This window comes from Acidovorax sp. sic0104, assembly GCF_019219095.1.
Classification (GTDB): Bacteria; Pseudomonadota; Gammaproteobacteria; order Burkholderiales; family Burkholderiaceae_C; genus Acidovorax.
The window spans coordinates 178,942-192,904 of sequence record NZ_JAHUWH010000002.1; the positions used below are offsets into that span (position 1 = coordinate 178,942).

At 69.9% G+C, this 13,963-nt stretch carries 9 protein-coding genes; 5 read left to right on the forward strand and 4 right to left on the reverse strand.

Going from position 1 to position 13,963, the window contains the following annotated elements:
- The first annotated feature begins 50 nt into the window (after positions 1-50).
- The gene (locus KW835_RS04995) at positions 51-1,397 is read left to right on the forward strand and encodes a TolC family outer membrane protein (protein ID WP_218381203.1); all 1,347 of its coding nucleotides are present in this window, start codon (positions 51-53) and stop codon (positions 1,395-1,397) included.
- Between the two features lie 43 nt (positions 1,398-1,440).
- Here the strand turns inward: KW835_RS04995 and KW835_RS05000 are convergent, their stop codons facing one another.
- From KW835_RS05000 to KW835_RS05010, 3 genes are read right to left on the reverse strand one after another with little or no spacing between them, the layout of a single operon-like run.
- Positions 1,441-2,814, reverse strand: a complete 1,374-nt coding sequence (locus tag KW835_RS05000; RefSeq protein ID WP_218381204.1) for a 3-deoxy-D-manno-octulosonic acid transferase — start codon at positions 2,812-2,814, stop codon at positions 1,441-1,443.
- Positions 2,811-3,602, reverse strand: coding sequence for a carbon-nitrogen hydrolase family protein (locus tag KW835_RS05005; protein WP_218381205.1), 792 nt, complete (start codon positions 3,600-3,602; stop codon positions 2,811-2,813). Before KW835_RS05005 ends, KW835_RS05000 begins: the two co-directional genes overlap by 4 nt.
- Positions 3,603-3,652: 50 nt before the next feature.
- Positions 3,653-5,041: a phosphomannomutase/phosphoglucomutase gene (locus KW835_RS05010; RefSeq protein ID WP_218381206.1), complete on the reverse strand. Its 1,389-nt coding sequence runs from the start codon at positions 5,039-5,041 to the stop codon at positions 3,653-3,655.
- 147 nt (positions 5,042-5,188) lie between these two features.
- On the opposite strand from KW835_RS05010, the gene KW835_RS05015 reads away from it, so the two are divergent.
- The 4 genes from KW835_RS05015 to KW835_RS05030 all read left to right on the forward strand — a co-directional run bounded on the left by KW835_RS05015 (position 5,189) and on the right by KW835_RS05030 (position 12,440).
- Positions 5,189-6,829, forward strand: a complete 1,641-nt coding sequence (locus KW835_RS05015; RefSeq protein WP_218381207.1) for a DNA-3-methyladenine glycosylase 2 family protein — start codon at positions 5,189-5,191, stop codon at positions 6,827-6,829.
- A 64-nt stretch (positions 6,830-6,893) separates the two neighbouring features.
- Complete coding sequence (locus KW835_RS05020; RefSeq protein WP_218381208.1) at positions 6,894-7,499, forward strand: methylated-DNA--[protein]-cysteine S-methyltransferase; 606 nt, start codon at positions 6,894-6,896, stop codon at positions 7,497-7,499.
- On the forward strand, positions 7,496-8,422 hold the full coding sequence (locus KW835_RS05025; protein ID WP_218381209.1) for a DMT family transporter: 927 nt from the start codon (positions 7,496-7,498) through the stop codon (positions 8,420-8,422). Before KW835_RS05020 ends, KW835_RS05025 begins: the two co-directional genes overlap by 4 nt.
- Before the next feature lie 157 nt (positions 8,423-8,579).
- Positions 8,580-12,440 (forward strand): EAL domain-containing protein, encoded by a 3,861-nt coding sequence (locus KW835_RS05030; protein ID WP_218381210.1) that lies wholly within the window; start codon positions 8,580-8,582, stop codon positions 12,438-12,440.
- A gap of 136 nt (positions 12,441-12,576) precedes the next feature.
- Here KW835_RS05030 and KW835_RS05035 read toward each other — a convergent pair whose 3' ends face one another.
- Positions 12,577-13,770, reverse strand: coding sequence for a pyridoxal phosphate-dependent aminotransferase (locus KW835_RS05035; RefSeq protein ID WP_370633591.1), 1,194 nt, complete (start codon positions 13,768-13,770; stop codon positions 12,577-12,579).
- Positions 13,771-13,963 lie beyond the last annotated feature (193 nt).

A 13,963-nucleotide genomic window follows, 5' to 3' on the forward strand; every position in this document is an offset into this window, starting at 1 on the left:
ATTTTTCCGTCTCCATCCGATCGATCCGCAGACTTTTCCGAAGGACTTTCATGACGACCCCGCTCCGGCCACATCCTTTGTCCCTCCTGTCCCTGGCACTGGGGACCTTGCTCACGGCGCTGTGCACGCCCGCGCAGGCCCAGAGCCTGCTGGAAGTGGTGGAATCGGCCCGCACCTACGACACGGCCTGGCAGTCGGCCCGGGCCCAGCTCGATGCAGCAGCGCGCCGCGCCGATCAGGCGCGCGCCGGCCTGCTGCCCAGCGCCGGACTGACGGCCGGCCTGTCGCGGGCCAATGTGGAGTTGAGCCGTCCCCCGGTGGAGAACACCGGCACGCAACAGACCGTGGGCGTTCAGGCATCGCAGCCCCTGTACCGCCCCGCCAACCGCATCACGCTGGAGCAGGGCCAGCGTGGCGTCGATGTGGCCCAGGCCCAGCTCGATGCCGCCACGCAGGACCTGCTGGTGCGCGTGAGCCAGGCCTACTTCGACGTGCTGGCCGCGCAGGACACACTGACCTTCGTGCAGGCGCAAAAGGCCGCCGTGTCCGAGCAACTGGCTTCTGCCAAGCGCAACTTCGAGGTGGGCACCACCACCGTGACCGATTCGCGCGAAGCCCAGGCGCGCTACGACCTCGTGATCGCCCAGGAGATCGCCGCCGAGAACGACCTGCGCGTCAAGCGCCTGGCACTCGACCAATTGGTGGGCATCACCGGCACCACGCCCAAGCCCCTGGCGCTGCCCGTACCGCTGCCCACGGTGCAACCCGACAACGTTGCCACCTGGGTGGACACCGCGCGCGACCAGCAGCCCGGCGTGCGCCAGGCCGCCATTGCCCTGGACATCGCGCGGCTTGAAACCAGGAAGGCCGAGACGGGCCACCTGCCCACCGTGGACCTGCAGGCGGGCTACAACATCACGCGCAACCCGCACGGCACCGTCACCTCGCCGGGCGTGAACAGCCGCACCAACAGCGCCAGCGTGGGCGTGGCCTTCAACCTGCCCCTGTTCGCCGGCTTCTCGGTGCAAAACCGCATCCGCGAAACCCTGGCGCTGGAAGAAAAAGCCGTGGCCGACCTCGAAACCACCCGCCGCAACGTGGCCCAGGCCACGCGCGCAGCGTTCTTCGGTGTGCAATCGGGCCAGGGCCAGGTGCAGGCCCTGGAAGCCGCAGAAGCCTCCAGCCAGAGCGCGCTCGATGCCAACAAGCTGGGCTACCAGGTAGGCGTGCGCATCAACATCGACGTGCTCAACGCGCAAAGCCAGCTGTTCCAGACCAAGCGCGACCTGGCCCAGGCCCGCTACAACGTGCTGCTGGGCACCCTCAAGCTGCGCCAGGCCGCCGGCACGCTGACACAGCAGGACGTCGAGGCGATCAACGCGCTGCTGGCCAGGTAGTCCTGGGCGCCCCGCCGCAAGACGGGACGCGGAACGCAGCCACTTAACCGGCCCCTGCGCCGGCAGGCTGCACGATGGCCAGCACGGCCTGTGCCGTGGCCGACGCCCCGCCACGGTGCTCACTGGCAAACCGGCTGGCGCGCTGGCTGGCCGACGCCTGCAATGCCGGATCAAGCGCCAGGATGTTGGCCTGGGCCACGCCTGCGGCCATGTCCGGAACACGCCGGGCCGCGCCCGCAGCACAGGCCAGCTCTGCGGCCTCCAGGAAGTTGAAGGTGTGCGGGCCGAGCACCACCGGGCAACCGCAGGCGGCGGCTTCGATCAGGTTCTGGCCGCCCAGTGCAGCGAAGCTGCCGCCGAGCATCGCCACATGGGCCAGGCCGTAGTACAGGGCCATTTCCCCCAGCGAGTCGCCCAGCCACACGTCGGCTGCATCCGGCCCAGCCCCCCAGGCGCTGCGGCGCGACACCGTCAACCCCGCTCGAATGAGCAACTGGTGCACTTCGTCGAAGCGCTGAGGGTGGCGCGGCACGATGAGCCACTGCACGCCACTGGCCATCGCCAGGGTGGCAGGCGCTTCATTTTTCATAGCACTCTGCGACGTACCTGCAAGCGGCACGGCGGTTTTTTGCAAGAAGCTCTCCAGCCACATGGCTTCCTCGCCCTCGCGGCTGCTGGCCAGCATGACCACCGGCCGCGCCGCGTGGTCACGCCAGGCGCGGCCCTGGGCCAGTTGGGCCGCATCGGGCACCACGTCGAACTTGAGGTTGCCGAATACGCCGCGCACCTTCGCGCCGATGGCGCGCAACCGGTCGGCATCGGCTTCGGTCTGGGCCCACACGGCGGTCAGCCCGGCGAATGCGGGGCGTGCGAGCGGCGCCAGGCGCTGCGCGTTGCGCAGGGACCTGGCATTGAGCCGCGCGTTGGCCAGCACCAGTGGAATGCCGCGCCGGCGACAACCTGCCACCAGGTTGGGCCAGACTTCGGTCTCCATCAGGATCCCGATGGCGGGGCGGAACTTGCGCAGAAAGCGCGCCACAGCACCCGGCGTGTCCCAGGGCTGCCAGACCTGCACGTCGCCCGGCTGCAGCAGCTTCTCCCCTTCGGCGCGGCCGGTGGCCGTACCGTGGGTGAGCAACAGGCGCATGCCGGGCAGTTGTGCGCGCAGCGCCGCCAACAAGATGGCGGCGGCGCGGGTCTCGCCCAACGAGACGGCGTGGATCCACACGAACCGGCCCAGGGGGTCGGAGCTGCTGTGGGGCATCAGGCTGTCGATGGGCGCTGGATAGCGGCCGAAACGCTCACTCACCGCATGGCCGTAGCCGGGCTCGGACTGCGCACGTCGACGCAGCTTGCGGCGCAGCAGGGGCTGCGCACCCCAGGTCACGAACGAATAGAGCGCACGGACCGGGTTCATGCGGGGACCAGGCGCGGGTCTACGGCCAACACGCCGCCGCCCCAGCCGCTGTCGCCGCGTGCGGCCCAGACCACGCAGGGCTCGTCGCCATCGGCCGCCACCACGCAGCGGCCACCGGGCTCCCAGAAGGCGCTGCCGCCCGCGCTGACGTAGTCGCCAGTGGGTCCGCTGTAGTTGGCCAGCAGCACGCCCATGCCGTGCTCGCGCGCGTAGCCTTGCAGAATCTCCGTTTCGGGGCCATAGCCTTTGTGGCTGATCAGCGCCCCAGCGGCGTACAGCGTGGCGCCCGCCTTGACGGCGGCGCTGGCGTGCTCGGCATGGGTGATGTCTGCGCAGACGGCCATGCCCATGGGCTCACCCGCGAGAAGGTGCACCTGGGCGTCGTCGGTGCCCGCGCTGGCAAAGCTTTCTTCGCTCGCATGCAGGTGGCGCTTGCGGTACAGCGCCGCTGTGCCGTCCGCACCCAGCACCCAGGCGCCGATGGCCGGCAGTTCACCCTCGACGACCGGGTCGGCGGGGCCGCCCACCACCAGCGCCATGCCGTGGTCGCGCGCTGCCTGGCGCAGCGGCGCCAGCGCCGCGTGGCCGGCGTGCAGCACATTCGCGGCCAGCACCGACGGCTCATAGCCGGTGAGCGACAGCTCTGGAAACAGCAGCACCTGCACCCCGCGGCTGGCCGCAACCCGCACGAAGGCCAGGTGCGTCTGCACGTTGCGCGCTACGTCTGCGGGGACGGACGGCGACTGTGCAGCGGCAATGCGCAAGGGGGTCGAAAACAGTGAGGTCACGCAGGCAGCTCGCTAACAATCTACGGTGAAGGTTCGGGTCAGGGGACAGTTCAATGGCTGGCCGCGCCCACGTGGGCGTCGGGCTTGACTTTGTGCAGCAGCGCGAGCATGACCGCCTCGATGCGCGCCAGCGCTTCGGGCGTGTGGCCTTCAAAGCGCAGCACCAGCACCGGCGTGGTGTTGCTGGCGCGGATCAGGCCGAAGCCGTCCGGCCAGTCCACGCGCAGGCCGTCGATGGTGCTCACCGCCGCTGGCGCGGCGAAGGCGCCTGCCGCCAGGCCCTGCAGATCGGCCGTCAGCCGGTGCGGCTCGCCCTCGGCGCATGCCACGTTGAGCTCGGGCGTGGAAAAGCTGGTGGGCAGTGCGTTGAGCACGGCGCTCGGGTCTTGCGACCGGCTCAAAATCTCCAGCAGGCGGCAGCCCGCATAGGTGCCATCGTCGAAGCCGTACCAGCGCTCCTTGAAGAAGATGTGGCCGCTCATCTCGCCGCCGAGCGGCGAATTCGTTTCCTTCATGCGCGCCTTGATGAGCGAGTGGCCGGTCTTGAACATGACGGGCACGCCGCCTGCGGCGGCAATGGCCGGCGCCAGGCGCTGGGTGCACTTCACGTCGAAGATGATCTCGCCGCCGGGCACACGCGAGAGCACGTCTTGCGCGAACAGCATCATCTGGCGGTCGGGGAAGATGTTGGTGCCATCCTTGGTCACGATGCCCAGGCGGTCGCCGTCGCCGTCGAACGCGAGGCCCAGCTCCGCGTCGCTGGTCTTGAGCGCCTCGATCAGGTCGCGCAGGTTCTCGGGTTTGCTCGGGTCCGGGTGGTGGTTGGGGAAGTTGCCGTCCACCTCGGAGAAGAGCTCGGTCACCTCGCAGCCCAGCGCACGGAAGATGCCGGGGGCCGACGCGCCGGCAATGCCGTTGCCGCAGTCCACCACCACCTTGAGCGGGCGGGCAAGCCGGATGTCCCCCACGATGCGCTCGGTGTAGGCCGGCAGCACGTCCACATGCCGTACGGAGCCGCTGGCCTGCAGTTGCCAGCTTTCCTGCTCCATGGTGCGGCGCAGGCCCTGGATCTCGTCGCCGTAGATGGCGCGGCCATTGAGCACCATCTTGAAGCCGTTGTAGTCCTTGGGGTTGTGGCTGCCGGTGACCTGGATGCCGCTTTGGCACAGCGTGCTGGCTGCGAAATACAGCATCGGCGTCGTGACAAGGCCCACGTCGATCACCTCGATGCCCGCCTCCACCAGCCCCTGGATCAGCGCCGCCGACAGCGCCGGGCCCGACAGGCGTCCGTCACGGCCCACGGCCACCGTGGACTGGCCTTCGGCGCGGGCGGCGGTACCAAAGGCCCGGCCCAGGCCGAGGGCCACGGCTTCGTTCAGGGTGGAGGGCACGATGCCGCGGATGTCATAGGCTTTGAAAATGGCGGGCGTAAGTTGCACGTTCGGGGGCCTTGTGTGAAGGAATTGGAAAAGTCCGCCGCATTGTAGGCGGCACATTTGACGCCACCCGATACCGCACCCCGTGCGGCGCGAGGCATATGTCCGAAAACGGCCAGTCCACGGGCACGGGTTCCCTATGATCGGGCCATGATTTCGCCGACTTCCACGCCCCATTCCTCCACCGCAGATCCTGCTGCGGATGACGGCCGATACCTGGCCGTGGTGGCGCGGGATGCCCGTTTCGACGGGCATTTCTTCACCGGCGTGACGTCCACCGGCATTTACTGCCGCCCCGTCTGCGCGGTGCGCACGCCCCGTCGCGAAAACTGCCGGTTCTTCGCGCTGGCCGCGCAGGCCGAGAGCGCGGGCTTTCGGCCCTGCCTGCGCTGCCGTCCCGAGCTCGCACCCCAGGCGCTGGTGTGGTCGGTGCAGGACGCGAGCAGCATCCTGGTGCAGCAGGCCGTGCGCCTGCTGGATGCGCCCGACCTCTGGCCGGCGCAGCCCTCCCCCGGTGCCTCGCAGGCCTCGCGCGCTGCCGAGACCGGCGCCACCGTGGCCCGCCTGGCCGAACGGCTGGGCGTGAGCGACCGGCACCTGCGACGCATTTTCGAAGCGGCGCTGGGCGTCTCGCCCCTGCAGTACCTACAGACCCGGCGCCTTCTGACCGCCAAGCAGCTGCTCACCGACACCCGCATGCCCGTCACCCAGGTGGCGCTGGCCAGCGGCTTCGCGAGCGTGCGCCGCTTCAATGCGGCGTTCGCCGGGCACTATGGCCTGAACCCCACCCAGCTGCGGCGCAGCGGTGCCACGCCCGCCAGGCCCGCCACCGGGGAGGCGGACAGCAACGGCAGCACGCTGCGCCTGGCGTGGCGCCCACCGTTCGATGTGGCAGCGCTGCTGGCGTTCTTCGAGCGCCGGCAGTTCCACGGTGTCGAATGGGTACGGCCTGCAGAGGCCACGCTGGGGCGCACGGTGCGCCTGCCGTCCGCCTGCACAGGCCTGCCGGGCGAGACCACGGGCTGGTTCAGCGCGCGCTTTGACACGGCCCGCCACCAAGTGCTGCTGCAGACCAGCGACAGCCTGTACCCGGTGCTGCCGCTCGTCATTCGCCGCGTGCGCGCCATGTTGGACCTGGACGCCGACCCGGCGGCCGTCAACGCGGTGCTGCACCCCTGCTTTCCGGACGGCGACGGGCTGCGCGTGCCCGGCGCTTTCGACGGGTTCGAGCTGGCGGTACGCGCTGTTCTGGGCCAGCAGATCACCGTGGCCGCGGCCCGTACGCTGGGCCAGCGGCTGGTGGCGCGGCTGGGCGAGCCCATCGACACGCCCTGGCCCGAGCTGAACCGCCTGTTCCCGACCGCCGCCACGCTGGCCGCGGCCGACGGCGACACACTGGGCCAGATGGGCATCGTGCGCCAGCGCCAGGCCGCCATCGTGGCGCTGGCGCGGGCGGTGGACAGCGGCGGCCTGGCGCTGCACGCGGGTGCCGACGTGGCCGCCACTACGGCAGCGCTGTGCGCGCTGCCCGGCATTGGTGACTGGACGGCGCAGTACATCGCGATGCGCGTGCTGCGCTGGCCCGACGCCTTCCCGGCCGGCGACGTGGCGCTGCACAAGGCGCTGGGCGTGCAGGGCCAGAAACACCCCGCCCGCGCGGCCACGGCGGCCTCCGAGGCATGGAGGCCCTGGCGCAGCTATGCGGTATTGCGGGCCTGGGCAGCTGGAACGACCGTTCCAGCGCCGTCCCCGCATTCCAGCGGGACGGCTGAATCGCTACCAAAACAATAGCTGCTCGCGGTTATGCAGCTTGACGCAACTGCCAATCTTTATCAAAAAAATCCAGGAATTCCCCATGTTCTACCACCCCCACACCGTACAGGCCCGCGCCACCACCGCCCTCGGGCCGGTGCGCCTGGCGGCGTCGCCCGAAGGGCTGTGCGGCGTCTGGTTCGAAGGCCAGCGGCACGAACCCACCCACTGGCTGCACGGCGAACGCGCCTGGGCCGAGGCGGCGGGCCACACCTTGCTGCAGGAGGCTGCAGGCCAGTTGCAGCAGTACCTGCAGGGAGTGCGTGACGGCTTCGACCTGCCGCTGGACCTGTCCGGCGGCACCGGGTTCCAGCAGGAGGTCTGGCGCGCGCTGCTGGCCATCGGCCGGGGCGGCACCACGAGCTATGGGCGCCTGAGCCAGCAGCTGGGCCGGCCATTGGCCGTGCGCGCCGTGGGCGCCGCCGTGGGGCGCAACCCGCTGAGTGTGGTGGTGCCCTGCCACCGCGTGCTCGGGGCCGACGGCAGCCTGACCGGCTACGCTGGCGGACTGGAGCGCAAGACCGCCCTGCTGGTGCTGGAGAATGTGCCAGGGCAGGCCGCGCACGCCCACGTTGCGCCCGGGCACCCGGTGCAGCGCCTGCTGCTCCCTGCCGCCCCCTCCACACTTCAGAAGAAAGCGCACGCATGAACAGCCCGGGAAGCCAACCCGTCACCGCCTGGATCGGCGAATTCACTCTGCTGGCGGCACTATGGGGGTCATCCTTCCTCTTCATGCGGCTGGGGGCCTCGGAGTTCGGCCCGCTGCCCACCGCCGGGCTGCGCGTGGCGCTGGCCACGCTGTTCCTGTGGCCCATCATGCTGCGCCAGGGCCACTGGCCCGCGTTCCGCCAGCACTGGCGGCCCATCATGTTCGCGGGCGTGATCAACTCGGCGATCCCGTTTGCCCTGTTTTCGTGGGCGGTGCTGCACATCGCCACCGGACTGTCGTCCATTCTGAACGCCACGGTGCCGCTGTTCGGCGCCCTGGTCGCCTGGGTGTGGCTGGGCGACCGCATCAACCGGCTGCGCTGGGCAGGCCTGGCACTGGGCTTCGTGGGCGTTGCGCTGCTCGCCTGGCGCGCACCGGCGGGCACGGGCTTCAAGACCGACAGCGCCGAGTGGGCCATCGGCGCGTGCCTGCTGGCGTCGTGCTTCTATGGGGTGTCGGCCAGTTTCGCGCGGCGCCACCTTACTGGCATCCCTGCGCTGGCAACGGCCACCGGCAGCCAACTGGGCGCGGCGCTGGGCCTGGCGCTGCCCACGCTGTGGCTGTGGCCGGCACAGATGCCGGGCGCGCGCGCCTGGGGCGCCGTCGTGGCCATGGCGGTGCTGTGCACCGGCATCGCCTACATCCTGTACTTTCGCCTGATCGCCAGCGCCGGGCCCAGCCGCGCGCTGGCCGTGACGTTCATCGCGCCGGTCTTCGCCGTGCTGTATGGCGCAGTGTTCCTGGGTGAGCGCATCACGCCGTGGATGGTGGGCTGCGCGCTCGTGATTGTCTGCGGCACGTTGCTGTCAACGGGGCTTATCAGGACATTGCGCCCCGGGCGTGGGGTGCCGGAACAGCCATAAACTCGGGGAATGGTTTTCCCTCCGGGCTGCTGCGATCCGACCCCCGCTCCTTGCAATGCCGGACACGGTGCCGATGCAGGCCGCCCCCTCCCCAGGGCGTGGTCCGGCGTCCCCATGCGCCGTGACTGCCCGCGCTGGCTCTGCCACATGAGCCGCCATGGGTAACAACACCCTGATGGCGGGGACGGTGCTGATGACGCTCCTGCTGGTGCTGGAGTGGTTGCCCCCGCAAGAAGCCTTGCGCCCATCGCGCCGCACGCTCTGGTTGCTGGGCGCGGCGGGCGGTGCCGTTTCGGTGGCCTCCTACACCGCACTCCACTGGAATGCGCCAGAACTGGGCCTGGTCGCCTACCCGACCGTGGTGGCCTTCATGGGCCTTTACTTTGGCGGACTGCCTGCCGCCATCACGGCCCTGGCTGCGCTGCTGGCGGTGGTCTTCATGGCGCCGGCAGCCACGCCCCCCGCCGTGATGGTGCTGGGCGCCACCTGGCTGCTGGCCTGGGCCTGGCGCCGTGGCGCGCGGCGGTTGCCGCTGCGCTGGGCTGCCTGGATTTCGCTGGCGGGCATGACCATCACGCTGCCGCTGACGGCGTCAGCCTGCCTGTGGCTGGCCAACCAGGCATCCAGCCCTTTCGGACCGTGGCCGACCCCGCTTCCCTGGCATCACGGCGCAGGCTTCCTGATGCTGGGCGTGGGCCGGCTTTTGCTGGCCGGCAAGGCCCGCGCGGAACTGGCCCGCACCAGCACCCAGCAGGCATTGATGCAGCGCGAGCAGCAGTTGCAGCTGGCGATGGACTCACTGGGCGGCGGCCGGTGGGAATGGGACGTGCTGGAGCGCCGGTTTCGCTGCCATGGCAAGTTCTATGAGGCCTTCGGCCTGAGCTGTGACGACTCCGACGCCGACGGCCTGTGGGAGCGCTGGTACGAAAAGCGCCATCCGCTGGATGCCGAGCGCAATGCCGCCCGCCTCGCCCGCGCGATGGACGGGCTGGACGAAACCTACGAGGCGCAATTCCGCGTGCAGGACACCTCCGGCCGCTGGCGCTGGCTGATGTCGCGCGGCACCGTGGCGCGGCGCGATGCCGCAGGCCGTCCCATCGCCCTGATCGGCATGGATGTGGACATCACGGCGCACCGCGAGGTCGAGGACGCCCTGCGCTCCTCCGAGGCCAAATACACCACCTTCTACCAGACGCTGCCCGACCCGGCGGGCATCTCGCGCATCTCCGATGGGCGCTACATCGACGTGAACCCGGCCTTTTGCGAGATCCTGGGGCGCCCGCGCGAAGAGGTCATCGGCCGCACGTCCACCGAGCTCGACATCTGGGCCTCGCCGCAGGAGCGCGCGCGGCTCATCGATGCCTTCCGGCGCGACGGCCAGGTGGACCGACTGCCCCTGGTGGCCCAGGGGCGCGGAGTACGCATTCCGGGCCTCATGTCGGCACGCTCCGTGCTAGTGGATGGTGAAAACTGCTTCGTCTTCATCTTCCACGACATGACAGAGGCCCAGCGCACCGGCGACGAGCTTCGGGCATTGAACAGCCTGCTGCAGCAGGCCGGGCGTATGGCGCGCCTGGGCGCCTGGGAGGACGAGCGCGGCAAGGGCCTGGTCTACTGGTCGGACGTGTGCTTCGACATCCACGGCCTGCCCGCCGGCGCGCCGATGCCGCACGACTACATCGACCGCCTGGTGGCGCCCGCCTACCGCGGCGCGCTGCGCGAGAGCATCCGGCAGAGCATCCGCGAGCGCACCGAATGGAGCATGGAGATGGAGGTGCTGCACGCGGACGGCCGCCAGGTGTGGGTGCGCGCTCGTGGCGAGCCCGTGGTGGAGAACGGCCGCGTCACACGCGTGCGCGGCGTCATGCAGGACATCGACGAAGCCAAGCGCGCTGACCAGCGCCTGCGCCACTCGGAGGAGCGCTTCTCGCGCATCTTCCACCTCATGCCCTACCCCCTGGGCCTGTCGCACCGCAGCGATGGGCGCTACGTGGACATCAACCCCGCGTGGGTGGAGATGCTGGGCATCCCGCGCGAAGAGGCCATCGGGCGGACCGCCATCGAGCTGGGCATCTTCACCCAGCAAGACCGCACCCGCCTCATGGAGGCCGAAGGCGGCACGGGCCAGTTGGCTGGCTACGAGATCACGCTGAACGTGCGGGGCGGCCCGCCCCGCACGGTGCTGCAGTCCATGCGTGCCACGGAATTCGACGGCGAGCCCTGCTGGCTGTTCTCGGTGCACGACATCACGGACCGCAAGAAGAGCGAGGAGCGGGTGCGCGAGCGCGAGGAGCTTCTCTCGCTCACCATTTCGGCCGCATCACTGGGACTGTGGGACTGGAACCTGCAGGCCGGCACCGTGGGCGGCGACAACCGCTGGCGCGCCATGCGCGGACTCCCGCCGCTGGCGCCCCTGCCCGCGACTTCGTCCGCCATCCAGTGGACCAGCGGCATCGCGCCCGACGACATAGACCGCATCACTGCCGAGCTTGCCCGCCACACCGCTCACCCGGGAACCCCTTTTGACGCCACCTGGCGCGTGAACCAGGCCGGCGATGCCGTGCGCTGGGTGCGCAATCTGGGCAAGATCGTCGACTTCGACCCGGCCGGCCGCGCGGCGCGCATGCTGGGCGTGGCGATCGATGTGACTCCCCAGCGGGAGCAGGAGGTGCTGCTGCAGCGGCTGGCGCTGTACGACGCGCTCACTGGCCTGCCCAACCGCGTGCTGCTGGCCCGCAAGCTGCAGGACTCCATGGGCCAGGCCCGCAAGGACGGCACCCAGCTGGGCGTGGCCTACCTGGACCTGGACGGGTTCAAGCCCGTGAACGACCGCCTGGGCCACGGCGCCGGCGACCGCCTGCTGGTCGTGGTGTCCGGACGTCTCACCCGCGCCCTGCGGCCGCTCGACACGGTGGCGCGGCTGGGGGGCGACGAGTTCGTGATCCTGATGCCCCAGCTGGAGTCCGTGCAGCACTGCGAGCGCATGCTCGAGCGTGTGATGGAGAGCATCTCGGCCCCCTACACCCTGGACACCGAACGCGTGGTGGTCACCGCCAGCATCGGCTACACCGTGTTCCCGCAGGACGACGCGGATGCCGACGCGCTGCTCAGGCATGCCGACCAGGCCATGTACGCCGCCAAGCAGGCGGGGCGCAACCGCTTCCACCAGTTCGACGCCGCCCAGGAGCGCGCGCTGCAACTGCTGCGCGAGCAGGGCCGGCACCTCCAAGGCGCACTGGCAGACGCTCAGTTCACGCTGTACCTGCAGCCCAAAGTGGACATGAAGACCGGCACCGTGGTGGGCGCCGAGGCATTGACCCGCTGGCAACACCCGCAGCGCGGCATCATCTCGCCCGGCGAGTTCCTGCCGATGCTGGAGGGCACCGAGCTGGAGATCAGCTTCGGCGAATGGGTCGTCGAGGCCGCGCTCGACGTGCTCGAGCAGATGCAGGCGCGCCAGAGCGCGCCAGGCCTGCCCATCAGCGTGAACATCGCGGCGCAGCACCTGCAGCACCCACGCTTTGCGCACTGGATGGCCGAATGCCTCGCGCGGCACCCCGGCGTGCCGGGCCAGTTGCTGGAAATCGAGATCACCGAAAGCGCCGCGCTGTATGACCTGGCCGCCGTAGCGCAGACGCTGACTGCCGTGCGTGCGCTGGGGGTGGCGGTGTCGCTGGACGATTTCGGCACCGGCTACTCGTCCCTCACGTACCTGCGCCGTTTGCCCATGGACACCCTCAAGATCGACCAGAGCTTCGTGCACGGGATGATGGGCGACCCAGGCGACCTTGCCATCGTGCAGGGCGTGATCGGGCTGGCCCGCTCGTTTGGCTACCGGGTGATCGCGGAAGGCGTGGAGACGGTCGAGCAAGGGCAGATGCTGCTGCAGTTGGGCTGCACACAGGCCCAGGGCTACTGCATCGCACGGCCCATGCCGCTCTGGGACTTCCTCAGTTGGGCATCGGAATGGCAGCCGCCACCGGGCTGGACGCGGCCCGCGCACGGCGGATTCAGGTAAAAAGACCCGCTAGCGCGCTCCTGCAAAGCGACAGCAGCTATCAAAAACAGAGCGTCATAAAAAGTGTCAGTCTGCGCAGGACAGAGCCCGGCGCCGAGTTTTCGCTGCGCCCTGTCCTGCCCTGCCCTGCCCCTCGTCAACTCCGCGCGGATGTCGCCAGCCAGCCCTGCAGCCGCTGCACGCCCGCCTCCAGCCGCGCCGGGTCCTTGGAGGCAAAGCACCAGCGCAGCCAGCCCTGCGCCTCGGGCGCGAACGCGTTGCCCGGCGCCAGGCCCAGCCCGGCCTCGCTCACCAGCCGCTGCGCCACGTCGAGCGAATCATCGAAGCCGTTCAACCGGAAAAACGCGTACATCCCGCCGAGCGGGCTGGCCACCTCCACCTGCGGCAGCGCGGCCAGCCGGGGCAGCAGCGTGTCGCGGCAGCGGCGCATGTGCTCCACCAGCGGCGGCGTGATCTCGCCCGCGTGCTCCAGCGCCGCCAGACCTGCCCGCTGCGTGAACACGCTTGAGCACGAGGTGTTGAACTCGATCAGCTTGCCCACGGCATCCACCAGCGCGTGCGGCAACACCAGCCAGCCCAGGCGCCAGCCTGTCATCAGAAAGCTTTTGGAGAAGCTCTGCACCACGATGAGGCGGTCCTGCGCATCGGCGATGTCCAGAAAGCTCGGCGCACAGCCGCTTGGCGTGGGCGCGTAGTACAGGCGCTCGTACACCTCATCCGCCAGGATCCAGGTGCCGGTGCGGCGGCAATGGTCCAGGATGGCCTGCTGCTCCTGCCGTGTGAGCGTCCAGCCGGTGGGGTTGTTGGGTGCGTTCACGATGAGAAGGCGCGTGGCCGGTGTGACAGCGTCCAGCAGCGCCTGCAGGTCCAGCGTCCAGGCACCGCCTTCGGCCTTCAGCGGCACACAGCGCACCCGGGCACCCAGCACGGCGGGCTGGGCCGTGAGGTTGGGCCAGACCGGCGTCACGGCCACCACCTCGTCGCCCGCATCGACCAGCGCCTGCATCGCGATCATCAGCGCGCTCACGCCGCCCGAGGTCACCGCAATCCGGTCCGCGCCGATGGGGCCGTGCAGTGCACTGGCGTAGGTGGCGATAGCCTGGCGCAGCTCCGGCAGGCCCAGGTTGTGGGAGTAGAAGGTTTCGCCCCGCTGCAGGGATTCCATGGCGGCCTGGCGCACGGGCTCGGGCGTGACTTCGTCGCTCTCGCCGAACCAGAACGCCAGCACGTCGGCGCGCCCCATGCCGGCATTGGCGACTTCGCGGATCTTGGAGGCTTCGAGGTTGGCTACGGCTGGGCGCATGGGTGGGGTCCTTGGCGGTGTGGGTATAGGGTTTGATGGGTGAGCATAGCGCCAGGGCAAGCCCGACGAAGCCGGGGCGCCCACCCTACCCGTTCGGGTTGAGCCTGTCGAAACCTGGGCGCCTCCCCCCCGCCCGTTCGGGTTGAGCTTGTCGAAACCGGGGCGCCTCACCCCCGCCCGTTCGGATTGAGCTTGTCGAAACCGGGGCGCCTCACCCCGC